The following is a 23,513-nucleotide window of genomic DNA, read 5'->3' on the forward strand; positions in this document are numbered from 1 at the left end:
GGGCGTCGCTCGCGACCCCTGCGCGCGGCAAGGCGCAATCGCCGGGCACCGAGCGCCGCGCGGCCGGGTGCACGGGACGGCAAGATCAGGGGTTGGCGGGTGCTGGCGGGTACTGGCGGCTTACAGCGGCGGCCGCGCGTCGATCGCGTTCATCGGTCCCACGCCCGTCCTCCCCAATACGGGTGGACGGACCGCGCCCCCGCGCGACCCGATCGTCGACGACACACGCACTCCGTATCCCCCGTTACCGCAGGTTCTGGCCTTGGTCCGACGATTGTGCGGCACGACCCGGGTCTTGCCGCAAGCCCCCCGGTGCGCTATAGATTGAGAGTGGAAAGGAGTGGGTACTCCCCTTTCCTATGACCGTCCGATGCGGACGGCCCCCCAGGCTCCCCCTCCCAGGCTCACGGCTCCACCGCGTGCTGACCTGCCCGTACGGGACACTCCCGGACGAATGTCAGGATGGGATCATGGGCGCGGGGGAACTGCACGGGAGAAAGCCCGAAGAGGACGCGATCGTCGAACTGCTGGCGGGCGCCCGTGCGGGCACCAGTTCGTCGCTGGTGCTGCGCGGCGAGCCGGGTATCGGAAAGACGGCGTTGCTCGACCATGCCGCCGCGGCGGCCGGGGACCTGCGGGTGATCCGCGGTACGGGGGTCGAGTTCGAGGCGGAGCTGCCGTTCTCGGGGCTCCAGTTGCTGCTGCGCCCGGCGCTCGGATCGCTCGCGGCGCTGCCCGTCCCGCAGCGCGAGGCCCTGGAGGCGGCGTTCGGGCTCGGGCCCGCGGCGGGCTCCGAGCCGATGCTGGTGGGGCTGGCGGTGCTCTCCCTGCTGGCGGAGCACGCGGGCGAGACGGGGCTGGTGTGCCTCGTCGACGACGCGCAGTGGCTCGACCGGGCGTCGCGGGACGCGCTGCTGTTCGCCGCCCGGCGCCTGCACGCCGAGGGCGTGGTCATGATCTTCGCCGCGCGGGACGGCGAGGGCTCCTTCCCCTCCCCCGGCCTCCCGGAAACGCGCCTGTCCGGGCTGGCTCCGGAGGCGGCCGCGGCCCTTCTCGACCGGCATCCGCTCGCGCCCGCCGTCCGCTACCGCCTGCTCGCCGAGGCCCGCGGCAACCCGCTGGCCCTGCTGGAGCTGCCGGTCGCCCTGGCCGCCGAGGGAGGCAGCGCGTTCTCGCCGGGGGCGCTCCCCCTCACCGGCCGCCTGCGGCTGGCCTTCCACGGCCAGGTCAGCCGGATGCCGGAGGGGTGCCAGAGCCTGCTGCTGGTGGCGGCGGCCGACGAGACCGGCGAGCTCGCCGTGATCCTGCGGGCCGCCGCCGCGCTGGGGGCGTCCGTCGAGGACCTGTCCCCCGCCGAGCGGGCCGGCCTGGTGCTCCGCGGCGACGCCGACGCCGCCGCGATCCGCTTCCGCCATCCGCTGATCCGCGCCGCCGTCTACCAGCGGGCGCCGCTCGCCCAGCGCCTCGCCGTCCACCGCGCGCTCGCCGCCGCCCTCGGCTCGCCCGAGCACGCCGACCGCCGGGCTTGGCATCTGGCGGCCGCCGCCACGGGACCCGACGAGGAGACCGCCGCCGCGCTGGAACGCACCGCCGCCCGCGCCCGCGAACGCAGCGGCCACGAGGCGGCCGCGGCGGCGTACGAGCGGGCCGCCCGCCTGAGCGTCGAGCCCGCCGCCAGGGCCCGCCGCGAGGCCCTGGCGGCGGAGGCGGCGCTGGAGGCGGGCGATGTGGAGCGTGCCAGAGCCCTGGGGGCCCGCGCGGCCCAGCGGCTGGACGAGGCCCCGGCGGTGAACGCCCGGATCGCCCAGGTGCGGGCGCTCGCGGACTTCTGGCAGGGCGCCTACCCCGCCGCGCACCGGCTGCTGACCGACGGCGCCGGGCTCGTCCGCGACACCGATCCGGGCCAGGCCGCCGTGCTGCTGGTCCAGGCCGTCCATACGTCCTGGTATCTGGGGGAACGGCAGCTCGCGGCGACGCTGGACCGGCTGGCCGCGCTGCCGTTGGACGACGCGGACCCCCTCGCGCCGGTGGGACCCTACCTCGTCCACCTCGACCGGGGCCGTTCGGAGCGGCCGCCGCCGCTGGGCGACACCCTCGCGGCGGTGCGGCGGCGGGGCCGGGTCCCCGACCAGGTGCTGATGATCCTCTGCGGGGCGGCACTCGCGCTGGGCCAGGACGCCGACGCCTACGAGCTGGCGACCGCGCTCGCCGCCGAGCACCGCGCCCGAGGCGGCGCCGGGCGGCTGCCGACGGTGCTGTTCTTCATGGCCGAGGGCGAGGTGTTCACCGGACGGCACCGGGACGCGCTCGCCACCGCGACCGAGGCCCTGGGGCTCACCCGCGCCACCGGCCAGCGGCAGTGGGTCAGCCAGTTCAGCAGCGTGCTCGCCTACCTCGACGCGGCCGAGGGCGAGGAGGCGGACTGCCGGCGCAACGCCGAGGCGGGGCTCGCGGGGGCCACCGCCGGGGCCATCTCCCCCGGCGCGCCGTGGGCGCACTGGTCGCTCGGGCTGCTGGACCTCGGCCTCGGCCGCGCCGAAGCCGCGCTCGCCCGCTTCGAACGCCTGACCCGCGAGCCGATGCGCCACCACATCTGCGCCACCCGTTCCACCCCCGACCTGGTGGAATCGGCCGTGCGCGTGGGGGCGCCGGAACGCGCCGCCGGACCTCTGGCGCGCTTCGAGCGGTGGGCCGGGTCGGTCCAGCAGCCGTGGGCGGACGCGCTCGTCCTGCGCTGCCGCGGGCTGCTCGCCGACGACGACCAGGCCGAGACGTCCTACACGGCGGCCCTCGAACTGCACGACCAGGACGGACGCGCGCTGGAGTACGCCAGGACCGCGCTGCTCTACGGCGAATGGCTGCGCAGGGCCCGCCGGAAGGCCGAGGCACGCGGGTCGTTGAAGGACGCCCTGGAGATCTTCGACCGGCTGGGCATGCGGCCGTGGGCCGAACGCGCCCGCGGCGAGCTCACCGCGACCGGCGCCAAGGACCTGGGGCCCAGGTCCGCCGAAGGCGCGGCCGCCGGCCTCACCCCGCAGGAGCTCCAGATCGTCCGGCTCGCCGCGCAGGGCCTGTCCAACCGCGACATCGCCGCGCGGCTCTTCCTCAGCCACCGGACGGTCGGCTACCACCTCTACAAGTCCTATCCCAAGCTCGGCGTCGCCTCCCGGGGCGAGCTCAGGGATCTCGCCGATCGCGAAGGACTGTGAGATCGTGACCCGATGATCACTCCGGAACAGGTGCTACCTGGACAGATACTCCCCGTGGACGTCGATGGCGTCCCGCCGATCGAGCTGGGTCCCGGCGTCCATGTCCGGATGCTCCCGGGCATGCCGGGGATCAGGACGTGGGTGATCGACATCGCCCCGGGCGCCGAATGGCCGGACCTCGACGTCCACGAGACCTACGGTGAGGCGTACTTCGTCGTCAGCGGCGAGATCATCGAGGGCGACCGCACCCACGGCCCGGGCACCTACGTCGCGTTCGGCCCGAAGACGAGCCACCGGCCCCGTACGGAGACCGGTGCGCGCGCCTTCGGCTTCAACTACGACGCCACCGCGTGACGTGCGTCAGAGCCCCTTCCTGATCTCGGCGGCCATCGCGGCCGAATCATGGTCGGGCCCAACGCCTTCGACGAGGATGACCTCGCCCTCCAGGTGGTCCGCCCGCAGCGGAAGGATCGCCTGGTAGGCGTCCGACTCGTACCAGCCCCGCGCGTCCTCCCCCGACGGGAACTCGATCATCACGACGCTCCCGGGCCAGTCGCCCTCGCGGACATCCACCGCTCCCCCGTGGACGATGAAGCGGCCGGAGAACGGGTCCAGCGTCGCCTGGATCCGCTCCATGTACTCCAGCACCTCCGGATGGACCTCGTCCGGGTCACGAAGATGCGCGATAGCGTAGGCCGTCATGATTCCTCCCAGTTCCGTAGTTCCGCGGACGACGGTTCCGCGGACGACAGTGCCGCGGACGACCGGGGCGGACCGGCCGGACGGCCCGCCCCGAGGTGGTCAGACTCCGGCCGGCACCTTGTCGAGGAAGCCGAGCACCTTGCCGATCCGTCCGTCCTCACCGATCACCGCGACGTCGAAGCCGATGACGACCGGCTCGGCGCCCTCCGGCCCGAGGTGCCAGGTGAACCGCGCGATGTCGTGGTGGGCGTCCACGGCGCCGCCCAGGCTGAAGACCAGCCCTCCGAACTGCCCCTGGACCGCCGCGATGGTGGCGTCCAGGCCGTCCCTGCCCTGGACGGAGACCAGCGGGTCGGTGTACACCGCGTCCTCGGCGAAGACCTCCGCCAGGACGGCCTGCCGCGCGGCGGCGTCGGTCTCGTTCCACGCGGCGAGGTAGCGCTGGATCAGCTCGTTCATGTCTCTCTCCTCAGTGGTCGTACTCCCTTGTGACCACCAAATTACGGAGACGGGGACGACGGGGAATCTGACGCGTATAAGTACTTTCGCCCACGCCTTCAGTACAACGCGGAGGCGCGCGTAGGCTGGTCGGCGAACGTCATCGCGCACTGGGAGTCGCGCATGGCCGCGGAGAACATCGACGATGTCATCGACGGGCTCGCCGCAATCGTGCGGGACGCCGACCGCGCCGGCGACCGGGCCGGGTACTTCGCCGCACTGTACCGGCAGGTCACCGTCGAAGTCAGGAACGCCATTCGCGGTGGGCGATTCGACGACGGCGCGCGAATGGACCGGTTCGACACGCTGTTCGGCAACCGCTACTTCGACGCGTACGACGCCTGGCGGCGCGACCAGGGCGGACCGCGCTGCTGGCGCGAGACGTTCGGGCTGCTCCGCGCCGGCGACACCATCATCGTCCAGCACCTGGTCCTCGGCGTGAACGCGCACATCAACCTCGACCTGGCGATCGCCGCCGCGCGGACCAGCCCGGGCGAGGCCATCCACGCGCTGCGGCGCGACTTCATGCTGATCAACGACATCCTGGCGCGGGTGGTGCTGGCGGTGCAGGACGCGGTCGGCGACGTGTCGCCGTTCCTGCGCCTGCTGGACCAGGTCGGCGGCCGCACCGACGAGCGGATCCTGGACTTCAATATCCGCCAGTCCCGGCAGGAAGCCTGGTACAACGCCGTCCTGCTCGCCGGTCAGGACGACGCGGAACGCGAGGAGACCATCGAGCGGCTCGACGTCCGTGCCACCGTGCTCGCCCGCTTGATAGCGCGCCCCGGTGGGCTCGTCCGTCCGGCTGTGGAGCTGATCCGGAGGAGCGAGAGTGATGACGTGCAGGCCGTCATCACGCATCTGGACCACGCCATGGAACAGCGTTCAGCCCGGTAGATCGCGCCTTCGCCTCGGCCGGTTCGCGGTCGATGGGGGGCTCAAGGAGGGCCGTCCATCACCCATGTGACGGCGGGGGCGGTGCGCGTGAACGTGCGGCGGACCGCGACCACGGTGCGGGTCGTGCGGTCCGACCGGGTCGCGACGGACTGCGAGGGAGGCACGCGGGCGGCGACCGTCCCGGGCGGAGGGACGAGGAGCACGCCGAGGGAGCCGACGCCCGGCGGACGGCTGGACCCCGCCGAGACCGCCACGGTGAAGGTCGACGTCGGGGGCGGCGCCTACCTGATGGCACTCGCGGACACCCCGCGGAAGACGTCCCTGGGGATGATCGGCTGGACGAGGGCCGACCTCGGCGGACGCGCCGGGATGCCGGCTGCGCTTCCAGGTGCTCTAGTCAGCGCGGGGGGCCGACGACGACCTGCCCGTAGGCGTCGGCCGCGGCGCCGAGGGCCTCTTTGCCGATCTCGAAACCGGGCGGCCTGGGCGTGGAGAGGTCGCGTCCGGCCTGGCGGAACATGCCCTCGATGCCGCCGGGTGTGGCGATCATGAGCAGGTCGGCGGTGTCGGAGGTGATGCGGTAGCCGTGCGGGATGTTGCGGGGCAGGAAGACGATGCCGCCCTCGGACAGCTCCCGCTCCTCGTCGCCGACCCACAGCAGGGCGGTCCCCTTGATCAGCAGGAAGATCTCGTCCTCGCGGGTGTGCATGTGGAACGGCGGCGCCTCGCCCTTGGAGACGTCGAACCGGCCGACGGTGAGCTGCCCGTCGGTCGCGGCGGAGTCCAGCAGGACCGCGAACGTGCCGCCGTCCAGCCATTCGAGTTTCTGCTGCTGGTCGGGCTGGGCCAGATACGGGATGCTCATCGCGCGTTCCCTCCACCACGTGCGCGTCGCCACTTACCGGAATATTTCATCCGGTTTAATGGAGCCTAGCGGTTCGCGGCTCCCGCCGCCACGGCTCGGCGCGATGGTCATGGTGAGGCGCGGTACGCGGTTGCGCCAAGGACCTCGCAAAGGAGGAGAGGAGGACACGTGACCAGGAAGAACGGGCGCACGGACGACGGCGGCGAGGCGGCGGGCACGTCGCCCGGGCCTCGCCGGACGCGTCGCCGCCCCCGGCGTGACTCCGAGGTCAACCGCGAGAGGCTCCTCGCCGCGGCCATCTCCGCCATGCTCCGCGAGGGCCGCAACGTCCCCCTCGCCACCATCGCCGCCGAGGCCGGGGTGGGCGTCGCGACGCTCTACCGCAAGTACGCCGACCGCCAGGCCCTCATGCACGAGATCGAGCACCGCGCCTACGGCCTGCTCGTCCACATCCTGGAGGAGATCGAGGAGCTGGGGTGCCCGGGACGCGAGGCGGTCGGCGAGTACCTCACGCGCTGCCTGGAGGTCGGCGACCAGCTCGTCCTGCCCCTGCACGGGGCGCCGCCGCTGATGACCGCCGAGGCGGTACGGGCTCGGCAGACGATCAACCGCCACCTGGACGCCTTCCTTGACCGCGGACGGTCCGACGGCACGATCCGGGCGGAGGTCAACGCCACCGACGTCATCGTCTTCACCGCGCTCATCACCCAGCCCCTGTCGTACGGCCCGAGCTGGCCCCGGATGGCCGGACGGCAGATCGCGATCTTCCTGAACGCCCTGGCCGTCGACGGACCGATCGGCATTCCCGGCCCCGAGATCACCCAGCGGGACATCGAGGACTCCTTCGCCGCACAGGACGCCACCTGAGGCGGGGCCGTGGAGGCCGCCCGTCCTGCCAGGTCGCAGCGCTCCGGGGAGCGCCGCGCCCGGCACTTCGGCTCCGCTGCGGACGGTGCTCAGGTCATTCGCCGGTGGCGTTCAGGGTTCTTGCGACGGCGTCGCCTCGCGGGGATAGCCGGTAGCCGGTTCCGAGGCTTTCGGTGAGGCCCAGTTCCTTGAGCTTGCGGACGTCGCGTTTGAGCGCCGGTGTGTCGCGGCCGAGGCGCTCGGCGAGAACGGCGGCGGGCGTGGCGGGCAGTTCCTGGATGAGGCGCAGCAGACTCGCCGTCCAAGGCCCCCGCCTGCCGGCGCTGTCGATGCGGGCCAGTTCCGCGCGGACCTCGGCCGCCTCGTCGGCGTCGAGGTCGCCCTGCTCGCGGAGCGCGATCCGCGGATCCGAGCCGGTCAAATGCAAGCCGATCCGGTAAAGGCTCCCCTCGGGGAACCTGGCCAGTTCCTTCCACAGGTCGTCCGGTGACGCGTAACCCGCGCGCCGGATGTCGTCCAATGTCACCGTGTCATCGCTGACCTCCGTGACCGCGTCGATCTCGACGACGCCGACGGCCGTGCGCAAACGGCTCCCCGGACGGACGGCGCAACGTTTCCACCGGCGGAAGGCCAGCGTGACGCTCCCGTCCGCGATCCCCTCCAGCACCTTCTGCTTGAACAGCATGAGACCCTCCTCCCCTCACGCCATCATCTCGCGCCCCCGCGTCCTCACGGGCCGGTCGCCACAGCAGTCACGCGCGGTGACCAACCGGCGCCCATGCCCAACGAGGTTCCCGCGAAGCCACGGAAACGGCGAGGAAACCATCGCTGGAGTACCAATGATCCTCAAACTCGGCGCGCCGTGAGCGGCTTGAGCTTCTCGCGCGTTCTCCCGTGGAAAGGATCCTTGGTTGTGAACCGTGCGGCAGCAACGCGCGTCACCGGCCTGTCCTGGGCGATGCCACCTTTTCGCGGGAGGTATATCTCCGCTGTGGCGCTGGTGGCGGCCACCGGATACGTTGCGTCGGCGGGGCTGGCGGCGGGTCCGTCCACCGCGGCGGATCAGCCCGCTCCCGCCGTCAACTGGAAACGCTGTCCGTCTTACTCCGATGCGGTCATCCGGAGCCAGGGCGTCTCCGATGCGCAGATACCGCAGTTCCGCGCTCAGATGAAGCGCCTGGAGTGCGGAACGGTCAGCGTCCCGCTGGACTACCGCCATCCGAACGGCCGGAAGATCAGCATCGCGATCACCCGGCTCGGCGCTGTGGACAAGAAGCGTCGGCTCGGCTCCATCGCCTACCTCACCGGCGGACCGGGCAGCGCGGGATACCTGACGCCCATCACCAAGGTCGCGCTCGCGAACAGGGAGAGCGCCCGGCTCAATGACCGATACGACCTCATCGGCATCGACCCGCGCGGGGTGAACTACAGCACCAAGAGCACCAAGACCCGCTGCGAGAATCCGACTATCTCCGAGGAGAAGCCGGGACCGCTGACCAAGGCGGAGGCCAAGAAGGACCATGACGCCCAGGTGGCCGACAACCGCTCCTGCGGGCGGTCCGATCCGGCCTTCTTCCGCCACCTCAACACCATGAACGTGGTCAGGGACCTGGACCGGGTGCGGGCCGCGCTGCATGAGCGGAAGCTCAACCTGTACGGCGTGTCCTACGGCACCTGGCTCGGGGTGATATATCACGGCATGTTCCCTGACCGGCTGGGACGCGCCTTTCTGGACAGCGTGGCACCGCCTCGCACCCGTCCCCGCTTCGACGAGAGCATTGACGTGGGCGCCGACGCCGCCGAGCGCGACTTCGCGCGCATGGCGGCCTGGCTCGCCCGCCGTCACACCACTTTCGGGCTCGGCGCCACCGCCGCACAGGTCCGAGCCACGGTGCTGGAGCTCGCCCGCGAGTACGACCGGCACCCCAAACAGTTCACCGATCTGAAGACGCCCATCGATGGCATGATCATCGCCTTGTTGGCCGCCAAGATCTCACCCGAGTGGCCGCCGGCCGGCAAGGCGCTCGCCGAACTCCGGCGTGCCACCGGTCCCAAAGCGCCGCCCGCGGTCAAGGAGATGTTCGAGAAGTTCGGCGGCGGACCGCCCAAGCCCATCCCAGGCGCGCCCGAGACCCTCGGCATGACGATGCACCGGGTGGTCCAGTGCAACGAAGAGGCCAGCCGAGTCGGCTTCTCCAGCGCATGGACCGCCTACCAGCAGCGCCTCAAGCGCAACCCGGTGACCGGCCGAGCCTTCGGCCCCGGCGCCGTGTGCGCGGGCTGGCCGCTGCCCGTACAGCAGCTCCGATTCCAACGCGGCGGAGGGTCGCTCGTCCTGTCCGGGCACCGACATGAGCAGATCACCGCGTATGAGTGGACACTGCAGATGCAGGCCACCGTCGGCGGCAAGGTCTACACCATCGACGACGACGTGCACACGGCGGCCATGCGCGTACCCGAGTGCGCCGCCGATGTGGTGGCCTACTTCACCACAGGCCGAATCGACCGGGGCTGCCAAGGCGTCAGACCTGTGGGCTAGGTACTGCGCCGTGCGGTGCGGCATCGGCCGGCAGAAGGGGCGATTCACCACCCGGCAGCGGGTCACGTCAATCCGGGCCAGTCGGCGAGGTTGAGGTAGGTGCTGGCTTTTCGGGGATGAGTATCGCCTGCCCGGCATAAGCCAGTCCGGCGCCGAAGCCGATCAGTACCGCCCATTGGCCGGGACGGGCCCGTCCGGTGCCGATGAGCCGGTGGAGGGCCAGCGGGATGGAGGCGGAGCTGGTGTTCCCCGCTTCCTGGATGTCGTCGGCGATGACCACCTTTTCTGGGATCTCAAGCAACCTGGCGATTCTCCGGATCATGTTCCAGTTCGCCTGGTGCGGAACGAACGCGGCGACGTCGTCCCATTCAAGGCCGGTTCTGGTGAGAATTTCCCGGACGACGTTGGGAATGGTCGTGAAGGCCCAGCGGGCGACGGCACCGCCGTCCAGTCGCAGTGCGGGGGAAGCCGACTCCGGCTGCGGACTCCCGAAAACGGGGGGCTGCACCTGGAGGGCGGATGCGCGGCCTCCTTCCGAACCCCAGACGACCGGCCCGATTCCCGAGGGGCCGGTCGTGGTGGTCACCAGCATGGCGCCGGCGCCGTCGGAGAAGAGCGGTGCGGTGGCCAGGTCGGTGGTATCCACGATGTCCCGCATGCGCTCTGCCCCGATCACCAGTACGGTCTTGCAGTCGCCCGCGGCGATGAGTGATCGTGCCATCTGGAGCGCGGAGCAGAAGCCGGCGCACGCGATATTGATGTCGAACGCCGCGGCGTCGATCTCCAGGGCGGCGGCGAGTTGCGGCGCTACCGCGGGGCACGGTTGCGGGTTGGTTATCGTTGCCACCAGTACCGCGTCCACTGCGTGCGCGGGCATGCGCGCGGCCGACAGCGTTCGTCTGGCGGCGGCGACCGCCATGGCGACCACCGACTCCTCGGGACCGGCCACGCAGAGGCTTTCCACCCCCGTGCGGGAGACGATCCAGTCCCGGGTCACGCCGAGCTTGGCGGCGGCCTCGGCGCTGTCGAGCATTTCAGGCCGGTAAGAGCCCACCGTCAGCACACGACTGGCGCGGGCGGCGTTTCCGTTCACCCCTGACCGCCGGCAGTGAGGGAGGCGACAAGGTCGATCAAGGCGCGGGGCGTGGTGAGAGACTCCGCCTGCTCGTCGCTGATGGCGATCTGGTACGTGTCACTCAGGACGATCAGCACCTCCGCGACCGCTACCGAGTCCACGCCCAGATCGCCGAATTCGGTGTCGAGGTTCTCGTCGGTCAGGCGTACCGGATCACGCGGTGCATCCTCCTCAAGGAGCGATTCATTGAGAAGGCGTTCAAGATCTGCTTTGGTCATCAGGATTCTTTCACTTCGAGGGCCGCCCAGCTGACATTGGATCGGTATGGCGTCATTGAACCGACGCTGATGACGAGGACCTCGGGTCGTCGCCACATGTCCAAGCCAGTGATGAGGCCAGTGCGGGTGCGTAGGGGGTTCTGCCGATCGGTGCGCGGGTCACGCCACCGGGATAACCGAAGGCTTCGGTCAGGACGTCGCAGTGTTCGGCCAGGGCATCGCAAAGGTGCATGATGGATGATTCGATGCGCCGGTAGTCATCGACGTCGAGCAGGTCTTCGCTGATCAGCCATGCGGCGTGCCGATCTATTTGATCGAGGGCGTAGACGGCGGTCAGATTCCGCAGAATGGTCGCGGCTTGTGCGTCGTGCACGGCGTCCAGGACCGCGACGGTGCTGTCGATGGCGAGGTGGAGCCCGTACGCGACGCCCAGTTCGCGGAGCCTGCCCGCCAGCGGGTCCCAGGTGTCGAACGCATCCCTGCCTTGGAGTAATCGGCCGGTGGCGTCATTGGAGATCGAGGCGGCGAGGCGGTTCTGGCGTATCCCGGCGAGTTCGAGCCACAGCCGAGGGTCCTCCAGGGCGAAAGCCGCGCCGGACCGATCTTGTGGGCGTGGGGACTCCTGCTCGGCATCGGCGACAAGTGCCCGAGCGGCGTCCAGGACGATCAGCAGGTTGTCGCCGGCTGCGGCGTTGCACACAAGCCCCAGTCCTTGGTGGTGAAGGAACCGGTTCCGGGTCAGGCAGCCCGCCACCCCGCAACGCAACCGGCTCGTAGCGGTGACCTCCTCGGCGGCCCAGGTCGTCATTGCCTTGATGGCACCGAACATCTGACTGCTCGCACCCCAGGGCCCCCAGGTCTTGGCGCCTGGTTCAGTTCCCGTCGGGACCGGGACGGCGGGGCTCTGCGTCCATGCCCGTCCCGCCGCGTTGGCCGCGCAAGTGGACACCCAGGAGGTCGCCAGCGCGGCCATCAGCGAGCGGCGAAGAAGCCGGTAGCGCAGCAGCGGCTCCCCCGGGGTGAGCCGCGACATCATGGGCCGGTGGGCGGCGAAGGCCAGCGCATGGGCGACGCTCGCACGGGCCACCGCCGCCAGGGAGGTGGAGACCATGGCCCAGACATTCTGGACAGGGGCGAGCGTGCGCTGGAGCCGCCGGTCCCGATCACCGAAGGGGTCATGGAACATGCCGGAGTCGTCGATCGATGCCGTGTCCCGAAGCCATGCCGAGTTCGGCACGCGCACGTCGTTCAGGGAGACCAGACCGTAGTCGAACGAGACAAGGGGTATCTCGGCCGGGGCGGACAGCCGCACACCAGGGCGCGGCCCGGCCGCGTCGCTGAGGTCGAAGACGAAGGGGAACACCCCTCGGTCGGTACCGCCGACCATCAGCCGCGCGAACAGCACGCCCAGCTTCGGCAGGTCGCTGCCCGCCGCGTTGGTGAACTTCACGGCATCAACGTCAGGAGTGTGCAGGACGAATTCCCGAGTCTCAGGGTCGTACACCGCCTGAGTGCGCACCGCGAGCGAACTGTTGCCGTACCCGATCTCCGTGACCATGAAAGCGCCGAACTTGTCACCCGACTCCATGGCCTTTCGGTGGGCGACGACAGCGGGGTCTTCGTTCTCGAACTCCAGCAGCGTTCCCAGGCACAGGCCGTAGTGGATGAGCACTGCCAGGCACAACGACGGATCGGCCACCGCGGTCCATTCGCTCACCGACAGCAGCCCGGCCCGCCGGGTGAACAATTCCGTAGCCGGGGGAAGTGCGCGCACCAACTCGGTGAGCTGCGCGTAGGTGCGACGGTACGAATCGGAGCGGTCATCATCCCGGTAGATGTCCGCGGTGAGAATGCGAGCCAGATGAGCCGAGTCATGCGGGAGTCTTGGCCCGGCCAGCGCGGTCTCAAGCGCGTCGATGGTCGTCTGGCGGGCGGCCAGGGCAGAGTCCGAATCCGTGGTCATCCCCAGTCACCTCCGCCCCGGATTGGTTCCGGAAGCCGACGAAACCGGCCGGTAAGCGGCACAAGCGGCCGCATCACCGGGTCCAAGGGCCAGGAAGAGCAAGGGACCATCATGGCGAGCATCGGCGGATTCGGTGGCTATCTGGTGAAAGGCGATGCTGAGAGCCGAGGTGTGGGGGTCCGAAACGGTGCCCCGGCTCGACACCACTCGGTCGCGCGAGATACCGAGGCGACCGGCGAGCTGGTCGGCGAAACCCGGCTGGGGGCGGGAAGTCACTATCATCGTGTGCTCCAGATCCGCTGCTTCGGCGGAAAGACAGGTGCGGACAATGGAGGCCGCCCGGTCGGGCAGGCGCCCGAACGTGGTCGGACCTCCCTCAACGGTGATCGTCTTTGCGCCTTCCACGCCCATGCCGGCGAGGTCCAGGTAACCGTGAACAGGTGATTGTCCAAGGCCGGACGCAAAGTGCACCGGGCCGAACCCTCCCGGTCCTTCGTGGTGCCCCAGCAGGAGAGCCGCACCACACGAGGCGTAAGGGAATCGAGCATCGGGGCGACCTGAGGGGTGAGCGTCGCAGGAGATGACAAGGGCATAGCGGGCCTTGCCGGTGACGAGAATGGCGGAGAGCACGTGTACCGCCGTGAGCAGACCGCATGCGCCGTTCATCAGATCGAAGGACAGCGTCGGCCTGCCGCCCTGCGAGCCCCGGTAGTCGAGGTGGATGCCGAGCTCATGCTGGATCATCGCGGCCATGGCGGGCTCGACGATGTTCTCGTCGCGGTAGACGCCGACGTCAACGAGCAGGTCGATGGCGTCCACCTCGCGCGGGGCCCGGCCGAGGCAGGCGCGTGCGGCGCGGGTGGCGTGGGCGACCGAGCCGGTGACCGCGGGGTCCAGGCTCACGCCGGACGCCAGGATCGAGACCGCCATGTCATACCGCCAACGCCGAAAGAGTCATGGACGCCATACCCATGACGATCCCGGAGCCCGAGGGCACGAACAGCACTTTGTCCCCCTCTCCCAGATCGCCGTCGGAGAGCTGCCGATGCAAGGCCATAAAGATCGAGTTCGTTGTCGTATTGCCGAGATCTCCGACGACCTTCGGCGATGGCGGAAGGGGGGAATCGAACGCCTGCCGCCCGTGCCTCAGGGCCCGCTCGATGACGGGGCCGGTAACCTGATGAAAAATGAGGCTGTCGAAACCCTCGGAGGCGAAGGTCCTGCCGGTCTCGGCCAGCATGTCCGCAACGAAGACCGGCCACACCGAATAGACATCGTCATTGAGCTGCCGGGCAACGTCGGTGTACATCGCGTATCCGGCTGTACGGGCACTGGGCTTGGCCACGCACCAGTACGCCCCCTTGGCGAATGTCATCAAATCCACGCCGTGAATGGGGCTTCCCACACCTTCCTCGCCATCAATGAGGAGCGCCAGGCCAGAGTCGCCCGGTGTCAGCGAGGCGAACTGCGGATGGCGAACCCGGTCGACCTCATTCATCGCCGTCTCGGTGACGATCGTGACCTGCTCGCCGCTCACCACCAAGCCTCGCCGCGCATACCCGGCTTTGATCATCCGATCGATGATCAGGATTGCCGTGGCCACGCCGGCGCAGGCGTTGGAGACGTCGAAGCACAGTGCCTCGCGAGCCCCGATCCGGTCCGCGATCATCGCGGCGAAGGGGGGCTCGAAGTAGAAGCGGCGATCTCTGATCCGCATGATCGGCGCAGAGATGATCACATCCAGGTCGGCCGGGCCGTACCGTGACTTTTCCAGGCACGCCAGAGCCGCCCGGTTCGCCAACGCAAAAGAATCCTCACCGGCGTTTCGATCGCACCATCGCCGACTGCTTATCCCGGTCATTAAGCGCAACGCCGAGTCAGGGACCGTTCGAAGGGCGGCGCCAAGCTCGTCGCTGGCAACGGAGGCTGATGGCAGGCATGTGGCGAGAGCCTCAATCCTGGCGAACGTCACGTATAAGTCACCTCATTCAGGGGAAACGCGCGGAGGCAGGCCCTCCCACATCAGTCCTCATCTACCAGTTGCACTCATCGTCCCCCCGACCGGCAAGACTCCGCGGTCGCGAAGTTGTCGCGCTTTGAGGACTTGTCGCGCTTCAGGGCGATTCCACCGTCATCCGATGGCCCTACCGCCGCGAACGGCCGCCCGCACGTTGCCTTACGCACGCGGCCTGCGGCACTGCTTGTCGTTCAGGTGCGGGCGTGGCGCGCGATGCCTCGGGTCAGCTCGGTGGCGTGGTCCTCCAGGTTCCATTCGCCGTCCTGGTGGGCGTAGTTGCTGATCCAGAAGACCATCACGCGGTGGTCCAGGTAGCGGGCGAAGTCGCCGTAGCCCCAGTCGTTCCCGCCGTCGTGCAGGACGATCCGGCTGCCGTCGCCGCGCGTGACGGCCCAGCCGTAGCCGTAGTGGAGCTTGAAGCCCTGGCGTGCACCGATGTACACACGCGGTTTGAACATCTTGCGCTTGGCGCCGGCGGAGAGGACCGCGTTCCCCTCCAGCGCGCGGTGCCAGCGGAACATGTCGCGCGGCGTGGACAGGACGCCGCCGTTGCCGCGGAGGAACCAGTGAGGGCCGTCGGCGGCCCAGGGGTGCTCGTTCGGCCTGCCCTGCGGCTTGCCGTGCTCGTCGTACTCCACCGCGATCTGGTCCGGGCGCCATCGCGGCAGCACGTACCCGGTTCGCCTCATTCCCGACGGCGCGAACAGGTGGGTGGCGAGAAAGCGTTCATAGGGCAGGCCCGAGACCTTCTCGATGATCGCCGCGAGGACGCTGTAGCCGAGGTTGGAATAGTGAAACTCCGCGCCCGGAGCGGACTGGAGCCGGGACTTCAGGACGATGCCGAGCATGCCGTCGCGCGAGACGGGATCGTAGTCGTCGCCGCCGGCCCCGTCGTCCAGCCCCGCCGTGTGCGTCAGCAAGTGGTGCAGCGTTATGCCGCGCTTGTCGGGTGGCACCGGGCCGACGTGGTCGCCGATCGGGTCGCTCACCCGCAGCTCGCCCATCATCTCCAGCTTCATGATGGCGGCGGCGGTGAACTGCTTGGTGATCGACATGATGTCGTAGGCGGTGTCGCATCGCGCCGGGACGGCCTTCTCGCGGTCGGCGAGACCGAAGCCCTTGCAGTGCAGGAGCCTGCCGTCACGGGCCGCGACGGCCGTGCCGCCGGGGCCCTTCGGCAGGGCGGCGTCGAGGAAGCCCTGGACGGACGGGTCGGTGGGCTCGTGAGCCGCCTTCGGGATCTGACGGTCAGCGCGCTGGAGAGTGGCCGAGGGACCGTCCTCGCCATGGCCTCCGCACGCGGTCACGGCGACCGCGATCATGAGTGCGCCAACGCCGAGGGAACAGGGGTTCGTCTTCATGCACCGGAACGCTACGGAGATCGTCCGCGCGAGGCGTCCCCCTGCCGAGCCAAACCCCCGCCGCCGGTGTCCCCCGCGTCAGGGATGGCACCGCTCGGACAGGGGGCTCGGGACAGCATGACGGCGATGCCGTCGAGTTGGTGGCGCAGGCCGAACTCGAAGAGCTCGTCGAGGTCGGTCAGGGTCGTCGCGCCGGGTGGGACGGACGCCGAGAGGGCACGGAACCGGCCGGAGCCGAACAGCTTCGCGTGCAGGGGGCGGTCGGCGGCGATCCGCTCCCGTCCCGTGATGCCGGTGTCGTGCTCGGCCTGCACCTCCAGCGCGTTGCTCGCCGCGATGCCGCCGACGTAGCCGTCGAGCGCGAGCACGGTGTGGAGCATGTCGTGCCGGTTCAGGCCGAGGCCCTCCAGCGCGTTCAGCTCCCAGTCGACCATGCGGATCCCGCTGGGGACGGCGGGCGGCCGGACGAGCGAGTTGTGCATGATCGTGGGCAGCCACGGGTGCCGGCGGTACGCGCGCCACTGGAGCCGCGCCGACAGTTCGAGCTTCGCGCGCCAGCCGGACGGGCCGGGATCGGGCAGTTCCTCCTCGCCGAACGCCACGTCGGCCATCTGGCGCAGCAGCTCGTCCTTGTCCGGGATGTACCGGTACAGGGCCATCGGGGCGACGTTCAGGTGCGCGGCGAGGCGGCGCATTGTGAGGGAGGTGAGCCCGTCGCGGTCGGCGAGGAGGATCGCCGCCCGGATCACCGTGTCCCGGGTCGATCCCGGCTCGACCTTGTCGGGCGGAACGGGCCCGGCGCCCGCGGCCCCGTCCTCGCGGTGGAGGCGTTCGAGGACGATGGTGCCGCCGCCGGGCACGGTGCGGACCCATCCCTGATCGCGGAGCACGCCCAGCGCCTTGGCGGCGGTGGCCATGGCCACTCCGTGCTCCCGGACGATCTGCCGGGTGGACGGCACCCGCGCCCCGGCCGCCAGCTCGCCCGACACGATCCGCTGCCGGATGGCGGCCGCGATGCGGAGGTAGGGCGCGGGCGAGTCGGCCATGAAGGCGGCCTCCAAGCGTTCTAGTTCACTGCGTTCCAGAAGAATGGAACGGCGACATCGTACTAGTACGGTCCTGGATCTGCACTGAGAATGTACGCCGAGGTCATGTCGTTTCCGTGGCGATGGCCCTAGTACGGTCGATACGTTGTACGCATGTTGAGACGCACCCAACAACCCCAACGTTGCGATCGCGTGCGAAGCCAGGTTCGAGCGAAGCAAGAACCTGATCGCGCAGCGAGCCGCCAGGCGAGACGAAGCGATGCAGCGATCGCCGCAGCGCCCGTTGAAGGAAGGCGTGCAACGCCTGACGCCGAGGGCGCTGCAATAAACTCGCGTCGGGAGGTGCTCGGCGGGGCGGCCGCGCTGGCCGGTGCCGCGCTGGCCGCCTCGGTCGCGGCACCCGCGCGGGCGGCGGGGCCGAGACGAGGCGAGGGCGAGGGCGAGAAGGTCTACGCGCTGACGCACGTCACGGTGATCGACGCGACGGGCGCGCCGCCCATGCGCGACATGACCGTGGTGGTGGACGGGACGCGGATCGCCGCCGTCGGGAAGACCGGCGCGGTCACGCCTCCAGCGGGCGCGCGGGTGGTGGACCTGCCCGGCAAGTACGTCATTCCGGGCTTGATCGAGTCGCACGTCCACAGCGCCGGGCCGGACGGGGTCGTGCCGCCGCTCTATGCGCTGGCCGGTGTGACGACGGTGCGGGAGATGCGCGGGGACGCCCTCCACCACCGGTGGCGGGAGGAGATCCAGGGCGGACGGCTGCTCGGCCCGCGGTGGATCATCGGCGGGCCCATCGTCGACGGGCGCCCGTCGCTGCACACCCACGACACCGGTTCCCTCATCGAGGTCGGGAACGCCCGGGAGGCGCGCGAGGCCGTCCGGCGGACGAAGCGGGACGGGGCCGATTTCGTGAAGGTCTATTCGCGGCTGAACCGCGAGTCGTACTTCGCGATAGCGGACGAGTCGCGGCGGCAGGGGATTCGGTTCGCGGGCCATTGCCCGGACACGGTCACCATTCCCGAGGCCGTCAGGACCCGGCACCAGACCTTCGAGCACATGGACGCTCTGATGCTGGCGACGTCGGCCCACGAGGAGGAGATCCGGCGGGGGCTGGCGGCGATCAGAGTTGACGGCTCGCAGGACAGTTTCCACCGTTACCGCGACTGGTACAAGGCGGTGCATCCGCTGGAGTACAAAGCCGTTCTCGGCTTCGATCCGCGGAAGGCGCGCGCACTGTTCGAAAGCCTGGCCGCCGACCGGTGCGGAGTGGTGCCCACGCTTACCGTGCACCGGGTCCTGGAGGTCCCCGAGAACAACCGCGAGACCGACGAGTGGAAGTACCTCTCGGCGTCGATGACGGGCTGGTGGCGCGAGGTCGCCGAGGTGATGACCGGCGGGCGGACGCCGGAGGAGACGCGGCGGATTCGCGAGATCTTCGAGCACAAGGTGCGCCTCGTCCGGAGCATGCGGGAGGCCGGGGTGCGCGTTCTCGCGGGCACCGACACGGGCGATCCCTATGTGGTTCCGGGTTTCGCGCTGCACGACGAGCTGGGGCTGTTCGCCGGAGCGGGCCTGACAGCGATGGAGACCTTGCGGTCCGCGACCAGCCGGCCCGCGCGGGTGTTCGGCATCGCCGACAAGGTGGGCACGGTGGAGAAGGGCAAGCTCGCCGACCTCGTCGTCCTGGACGCCGATCCGCTCGCCGATATCCGCAACACGCGGCGCATACACGCCCTCGTCGTCAACGGCCGCCTGATCGCCCAGGACGAGCGGGAGCGCCTTTTGAAAAAGGTGGAAGAGGCCGCCAAGGCCGATGAGGCCCCGGCGAAGACCGTGGCGGCGGCCCGCGGCTGCGGTTGCGGAGGAAAGCACTTCTAGCTCGCGAGCCCGGGCATCGACAGGAGTCACTCGTCCAGCGGGCGGCGGCGCAGGAGCCGGTCGAGGGTGACCGCGCCCAGGATCAGCAGGCCCTCGATGACCTGCTTGTAGGTCGGGTCCCAGCCCAGCAGGTTGAAGCCGTTGGAGATCAGGGTCAGGATCAGCACGCCGATCAGGGCCCGCCAGACGGTGCCCTCGCCGCCGAGGATGCTCGTCCCGCCGATGACGACCGCGGCGATGGCGGTGAGCTCCAGGAGCGTGCCGAGCCCGGCCTGGGCGGAGCCGCCGCGCGCGGCCATCACCAGGCCGGCCGTCCCGGCGCAGGCGCCGCTGATCGCGAACACGGTGACCCGCACCGGGCCGGTCCGGACGCCCGACAGGCGGGCCGCCTCCGGGTTGCCGCCGACGGCGTAGACGCAGCGGCCGAGCGTGGTCGCCGCGAGCAGGAGCCAGCACGCGGCGGCGACGGCCGCGAGGACCAGGGACGGCGCGGTGATCCCGCCGAGCACCGTCGGCAGGCTCAGCGACTGGAACGCGTCGAGCTGGGCGGCGTGCGGGTAGACGATGGCGCCGCCGGTGATGACGACCGCCAGTCCCCGGTAGACGATGCTCAGCGCCAGCGTCGCGATGAACGAGTGCACGCGGGACGCCGCGACGACGAGCCCGGTGGCCGTGCCCATGAGCGCGCCGGTCGCGATGCCGGCCGCGTAGCCCGCGGGCACCCCGGCGGACTTGGTGACCAGGACGGACACGACCGCGCTGACGGCCAGGACGGCGCTGACCGACAGGTCGAACACGCCGCAGACGATGCACAGCGTCATGCCGCAGGCCAGCAGGCCGACGACGACGGCCTGATCGAGGAGGTTGACCAGGTTTCCCTTGGTGAGGAAGGTGTCGGTCGACAGGGACAGGGCCGCCACGAGACCGGCCAGGGCCACGACGATGCCGTGGTCGCGCACCGCGGCGGACCTCACCGCAGGCCCGCCACGGCGAGGACCTCTTCAGCGCCTGCCGCGCCGCGGGGAAACTCCCCTGCCGGCCGCCCGTCCCGCATGACGATGACGCGGTGGGCGAGGCCGAGGACCTCCTCGACCTCCGAGGACGCCAGGAGCACCGCCACGCCCTGGGCGGCCATCCCGACGATCAGCCGGTGGATCCGGGCCTTGGCGGCCAGGTCGACCCCGCGCGTCGGCTCGTCCGCCAGCAGGACGCGGGGCGCGCGGACGAGCCACTTGCCGAACACCGACTTCTGCTGGTTGCCGCCGGACAGCGTCCAGGCGGGGCGGTCGAGCCCGGCGCCGCGGATGCCGAGCGCGTCCGCCGTCTCCCGGACGGCCCGCCGCTCCGCGCGCCGCCGCACGAGGCCGAGGCGGCGGCGGTCCGGCAGGCCGGCCAGCGCGAGGTTCTCGGTGGTGGGCCTGACCAGGACCAGTCCCTGGGCGGCGCGCGACTCCGGCACCAGGGCCGCGCCCAGGGCCATCGCGCGGGACGGGCCCCCGCCGGTGGCCGGGCGGCCCGCGATCGTCACCTCGCCGCGGTCCGGCCGGTCGGCGCCGAAGATGAGCCGGAGCGTCTCCGTCCGTCCGCTGCCGACCAGCCCGGCCAGGCCGACGATCTCCCCCGCCCGCACGTCCAGGCTGACTCCGCGCACCGCGCGGCCCCGGGACAGCCCGCGCGCGGCGAGCATCACGGGCGCGCCGTCCGGTACGGGCTCGGGCTCGGGGTACAGCACCTCGACGGGACGGCCGACCATGTCGCGCAGCAGGCCGTCGCGCGTCAACCCGGCGGCGGGCGCGGTGCGGACGTGCCGCCCGTCGCGCAGGACGGTGACGACGTCGCAGGTCTCCAGGACCTCGTCGAGCCGGTGCGAGATCAGCGCGATCCCGATGCCCTCGCGTCCGGCCAGCTCGCGGAGCAGGCGCAGCAGGTCCGCCGCCGCGGACCGGGGCAGCAGGGCGGTCGGCTCGTCCAGCGCGATCAGCCGCGCGCCCCGGGCGAGGGCGCGCAGGATCTCGACCTGCTGGCGGTGGGCGGAGGACAGGTCCCCGGCGCGGGCCGAGGGGTCGAGGTCGAACCCCGTGCGGCGGGCGAGTCCGGCGAGGCGGCGGCGGTCCCCCGCCGGGTCGCGCAGCCCGCGCGGGCGGCGGCCGGACGGGACGCCGAGGAGCACGTTGTCGGCGACGCTGAGGGCGGGCACGATCGCGCCCTCCTGGGTGACGAGCGCTATCCCCCGCCGGAGGGCGTCGCGCGGGGAGCGTAGGGAGACCCGCGCGCCGTCCACGGCGACGTGCCCCGAGTCGGCCGGGACGGCTCCGCACAGGATCCGGGCCAGGGTGCTCTTGCCCGCGCCGTTCTCGCCGACGAGGCCGTGGACCCGCCCGCCGCGCAGGGTGACGGACACCTCGTGCAGGACGGCCGTCCCGCCGTAGCTCTTGCGGATCCGTTCGAGCGCGACGTCCATGCTCCGGCTACTCGGCGTACTCGCCGGTGATGCCGGAGGAGGCGATCAGGCTCTTGGTGACCTCCCCGCCGTTCGGGGCGAGGGTGGACAGGTCCGTCGCGGGGGCGACGTACTGGCCGCGCGCCTTGGCCAGCCCCAGTTCGGCGGCCTTGGCCCCGGCGGTCTTGACCGGCAGGTAGGGGATGCCGAACCAGCGGCCCTCGCGCACGGCGGCCACGGCCTGCCGCGACGCGCCGTTGCCGACGTACAGGATGTCCTTGCCCTTCGCCACGGCCTCGGCGCCGAAGAGGGCCTGCGACGACCCGATGACCACGCGCACGTTGGGGTGGGCTTGCAGGAGGTCCTGCATCGCCTTGCGGCCGGAGTCGCGGGTGTACCCGCCTTCGACCTGCGCCACGAGCTTCACGCCGGGTGCGCCCTTCAGGGTCTGGACGACCGCCTTCGTGCGCGCGTTGTCCAGCGGCAGCGTCTTCAGTCCCTCCAGGTAGGCGACCTCGCAGGGCCGGAGCTTCTTGCTCTGGCAGGCGGCGGCGCCGAGCCGTCCGAGGCGCTTGCCGTTCTCCGTCGGCACGTCGACCAGCGAGATCGTCCCGGGGACCTGCGGCTCGGCGGTGTCGTACCGGACGCCGACGGGCGTGAACTGCACCACGACGGCGATCCCGGTCTGCGCGGCGTTGCGCAGGGCCGGGACGACGGCGGTGCCGTCGACGGCCTGGACGACGAACACCCCGAAGCGCTTGGCGGTGATCGCGTCCTGGAGCTGGCGGACCTGCGTCTGGGCGTCGAAGCCGGAGTCGAAGAACTCCGCCTTGCCGCCCTCCTTGCCCGCCTGCTCCCGCACTCCCTCGAACGTCGCCGTCGAGAACGAGTTGGCCTTCGCGAACCCGAAGAACGCGATGCTCTTGGCATTGCCCTTGGCGACCCCGGTCCCGGACGCGCCGTCGTCGGGATCGGCGCACGCTGCCAGGAGGACTAATCCCGCCGCGGCCGCCACCCACCGCCGTCTCATGCCTTGTGCCCCACTCCCACGTAGAACCATTCGCCGCCGGGGCGCCCGCGCTCGTCCTCGTTGTCCGGACGCCACTCGTTGACCTGCGTGACCCCGGGGTCGAGCACCTCGAACCCGTCGAAGAACCGGGTGATCGCCGCGTGGCTCCGGTGGACCAGCGGCGCGTTGGCGTCCTCGTAGACCTCCCTGGCCGCCGCGCCCTCCTCGGGGTGGGCGTCGTCGGTCAGGTGCGAGACGATCAGGAGGCTGCCCGGGACGAGCCGCTCGGTGTAGCGCCGGACCACGTCCCAGGGGTCCTCCTCGTCGGTCAGGCAGTGCAGGATCGCCACGAACAGCACCGCCACGGGCTCGGAGAAGTCGATCAGCCGCCGCACCTCGGCATGGTCCAGGACCTCGCCGGGCCGCCGGATGTCCTCCTGGACGACGGCCGTCGTGTCGTCGATGGCCCGGAGCGCGCGGGCGTGCGCCAGCACGACCGGGTCGTAGTCGACATAGACGACGTGCGCGTCGGGCCGCACCCGCTGGGCGACCTCGTGCACGTTCTCCTGGGTCGGCAGGCCCGTGCCCAGGTCGAGGAACTGCCGCAGGCCCCGCTCGGCCGCGAGCCGGACGGCGCGTCCGAGGAACCCCCGGTTGGCGAGGCAGATGTCCCGGCTCGGCCCCAGCGCCATGATCTTCTCGGCGGCGTCGCGGTCGACCTGGTAGTTGTCCTTCCCGCCCAGGTAGTAGTCGTACATCCGCGCCGCGTTGGGGACGCTGATGTCAGGCTCGAAGGACGGAAGGCTCTGGTCGGTCACCGGTGCCCCTCGGGAGAGGGCTGACTGCCACGGGAAAGGCCCATACCG

The 23,513-nt window shown here is 70.8% G+C and carries 22 protein-coding genes; 6 read left to right on the forward strand and 16 right to left on the reverse strand.

Annotation, left to right across the window (positions count from 1 at the left end; all coding sequences use genetic code 11):
- Positions 1 to 470 precede the first annotated feature (470 nt).
- Together E1298_RS03070 and E1298_RS03075 are read left to right on the forward strand one after the other, a co-directional pair.
- A complete protein-coding gene (locus E1298_RS03070) occupies positions 471 to 3,209 on the forward strand; it encodes a helix-turn-helix transcriptional regulator (protein WP_131889189.1) in 2,739 nt (912 codons plus the stop codon).
- A gap of 12 nt (positions 3,210 to 3,221) precedes the next feature.
- A complete protein-coding gene (locus E1298_RS03075) occupies positions 3,222 to 3,563 on the forward strand; it encodes a cupin domain-containing protein (RefSeq protein ID WP_131889190.1) in 342 nt (113 codons plus the stop codon).
- A 6-nt stretch (positions 3,564 to 3,569) separates the two neighbouring features.
- On the opposite strand, the gene E1298_RS03080 is transcribed toward E1298_RS03075, so the two are convergent.
- Positions 3,570 to 3,911: a DUF1330 domain-containing protein gene (locus E1298_RS03080; protein ID WP_131889191.1), complete on the reverse strand. Its 342-nt coding sequence runs from the start codon at positions 3,909 to 3,911 to the stop codon at positions 3,570 to 3,572.
- A 99-nt stretch (positions 3,912 to 4,010) separates the two neighbouring features.
- Positions 4,011 to 4,370, reverse strand: coding sequence for a nuclear transport factor 2 family protein (locus E1298_RS03085; RefSeq protein WP_131889192.1), 360 nt, complete (start codon positions 4,368 to 4,370; stop codon positions 4,011 to 4,013).
- Positions 4,371 to 4,532: 162 nt separating this feature from the next.
- Between E1298_RS03085 and E1298_RS03090 the strand changes: the two genes are divergently transcribed.
- The gene (locus E1298_RS03090; protein ID WP_131889193.1) at positions 4,533 to 5,306 is read left to right on the forward strand and encodes a DUF5995 family protein; all 774 of its coding nucleotides are present in this window, start codon (positions 4,533 to 4,535) and stop codon (positions 5,304 to 5,306) included.
- 41 nt (positions 5,307 to 5,347) lie between these two features.
- On the opposite strand, the gene E1298_RS03095 is transcribed toward E1298_RS03090, so the two are convergent.
- Positions 5,348 to 5,560, reverse strand: coding sequence for a hypothetical protein (locus tag E1298_RS03095; RefSeq protein WP_131889194.1), 213 nt, complete (start codon positions 5,558 to 5,560; stop codon positions 5,348 to 5,350).
- Positions 5,561 to 5,703: 143 nt separating this feature from the next.
- Positions 5,704 to 6,171 carry a cupin domain-containing protein gene (locus E1298_RS03100; protein ID WP_131889195.1) on the reverse strand — a complete coding sequence of 156 codons (468 nt, stop codon included), beginning with the start codon at positions 6,169 to 6,171 and terminating at the stop codon, positions 5,704 to 5,706.
- 168 nt (positions 6,172 to 6,339) lie between these two features.
- On the opposite strand from E1298_RS03100, the gene E1298_RS03105 reads away from it, so the two are divergent.
- Positions 6,340 to 7,038 (forward strand): TetR/AcrR family transcriptional regulator, encoded by a 699-nt coding sequence (locus E1298_RS03105; protein WP_131889196.1) that lies wholly within the window; start codon positions 6,340 to 6,342, stop codon positions 7,036 to 7,038.
- 94 nt (positions 7,039 to 7,132) lie between these two features.
- On the opposite strand, the gene E1298_RS03110 is transcribed toward E1298_RS03105, so the two are convergent.
- Positions 7,133 to 7,723, reverse strand: a complete 591-nt coding sequence (locus E1298_RS03110; RefSeq protein WP_131889197.1) for a hypothetical protein — start codon at positions 7,721 to 7,723, stop codon at positions 7,133 to 7,135.
- Between the two features lie 93 nt (positions 7,724 to 7,816).
- On the opposite strand from E1298_RS03110, the gene E1298_RS03115 reads away from it, so the two are divergent.
- Entirely contained in the window at positions 7,817 to 9,577 is a 1,761-nt protein-coding gene (locus E1298_RS03115; RefSeq protein WP_131889198.1) for an alpha/beta fold hydrolase, read from the forward strand.
- Positions 9,578 to 9,644: 67 nt separating this feature from the next.
- On the opposite strand, the gene E1298_RS03120 is transcribed toward E1298_RS03115, so the two are convergent.
- The 7 genes from E1298_RS03120 to E1298_RS03150 form a co-directional block, all read right to left on the reverse strand.
- Entirely contained in the window at positions 9,645 to 10,670 is a 1,026-nt protein-coding gene (locus E1298_RS03120) for a beta-ketoacyl-ACP synthase 3 (protein ID WP_207944408.1), read from the reverse strand.
- The gene (locus E1298_RS03125; protein ID WP_131889200.1) at positions 10,667 to 10,930 is read right to left on the reverse strand and encodes an acyl carrier protein; all 264 of its coding nucleotides are present in this window, start codon (positions 10,928 to 10,930) and stop codon (positions 10,667 to 10,669) included. Before E1298_RS03125 ends, E1298_RS03120 begins: the two co-directional genes overlap by 4 nt.
- A gap of 52 nt (positions 10,931 to 10,982) precedes the next feature.
- Positions 10,983 to 12,893 (reverse strand): acyl-CoA dehydrogenase, encoded by a 1,911-nt coding sequence (locus tag E1298_RS03130; protein WP_131889201.1) that lies wholly within the window; start codon positions 12,891 to 12,893, stop codon positions 10,983 to 10,985.
- Positions 12,894 to 12,899: 6 nt separating this feature from the next.
- The gene (locus E1298_RS03135; protein ID WP_131889202.1) at positions 12,900 to 13,823 is read right to left on the reverse strand and encodes a hypothetical protein; all 924 of its coding nucleotides are present in this window, start codon (positions 13,821 to 13,823) and stop codon (positions 12,900 to 12,902) included.
- Between the two features lies 1 nt (position 13,824).
- Entirely contained in the window at positions 13,825 to 14,865 is a 1,041-nt protein-coding gene (locus tag E1298_RS03140) for a 3-oxoacyl-ACP synthase III family protein (RefSeq protein WP_131889203.1), read from the reverse strand.
- Between the two features lie 236 nt (positions 14,866 to 15,101).
- Positions 15,102 to 16,271 (reverse strand): serine hydrolase domain-containing protein, encoded by a 1,170-nt coding sequence (locus E1298_RS03145; protein WP_165975269.1) that lies wholly within the window; start codon positions 16,269 to 16,271, stop codon positions 15,102 to 15,104.
- Positions 16,272 to 16,282: 11 nt separating this feature from the next.
- On the reverse strand, positions 16,283 to 17,317 hold the full coding sequence (locus E1298_RS03150; protein WP_131889204.1) for a TetR/AcrR family transcriptional regulator C-terminal domain-containing protein: 1,035 nt from the start codon (positions 17,315 to 17,317) through the stop codon (positions 16,283 to 16,285).
- 342 nt (positions 17,318 to 17,659) lie between these two features.
- Here E1298_RS03150 and E1298_RS03155 point away from each other — a divergent pair, with 342 nt between their 5' ends.
- A complete protein-coding gene (locus E1298_RS03155) occupies positions 17,660 to 19,198 on the forward strand; it encodes an amidohydrolase family protein (RefSeq protein WP_207944409.1) in 1,539 nt (512 codons plus the stop codon).
- A gap of 26 nt (positions 19,199 to 19,224) precedes the next feature.
- Here the strand turns inward: E1298_RS03155 and E1298_RS03160 are convergent, their stop codons facing one another.
- The 4 genes from E1298_RS03160 to E1298_RS03175 are packed head-to-tail and all read right to left on the reverse strand — an operon-like array spanning position 19,225 to position 23,465.
- Complete coding sequence (locus tag E1298_RS03160; protein ID WP_131889206.1) at positions 19,225 to 20,172, reverse strand: ABC transporter permease; 948 nt, start codon at positions 20,170 to 20,172, stop codon at positions 19,225 to 19,227.
- Positions 20,169 to 21,659, reverse strand: coding sequence for a sugar ABC transporter ATP-binding protein (locus tag E1298_RS03165; RefSeq protein WP_131889207.1), 1,491 nt, complete (start codon positions 21,657 to 21,659; stop codon positions 20,169 to 20,171). The genes E1298_RS03160 and E1298_RS03165 overlap by 4 nt, the downstream gene beginning before the upstream one ends.
- Positions 21,660 to 21,666: 7 nt before the next feature.
- Positions 21,667 to 22,668: a sugar ABC transporter substrate-binding protein gene (locus tag E1298_RS03170; RefSeq protein ID WP_131889208.1), complete on the reverse strand. Its 1,002-nt coding sequence runs from the start codon at positions 22,666 to 22,668 to the stop codon at positions 21,667 to 21,669.
- A complete protein-coding gene (locus E1298_RS03175) occupies positions 22,665 to 23,465 on the reverse strand; it encodes an SAM-dependent methyltransferase (protein WP_243725362.1) in 801 nt (266 codons plus the stop codon). The genes E1298_RS03170 and E1298_RS03175 overlap by 4 nt, the downstream gene beginning before the upstream one ends.
- Positions 23,466 to 23,513: the final 48 nt, after the last annotated feature.

Origin of the sequence: Actinomadura rubrisoli (assembly GCF_004349215.1) — a bacterium.
In the GTDB taxonomy this organism is placed as follows: domain Bacteria; phylum Actinomycetota; class Actinomycetes; order Streptosporangiales; family Streptosporangiaceae; genus Spirillospora; species Spirillospora rubrisoli.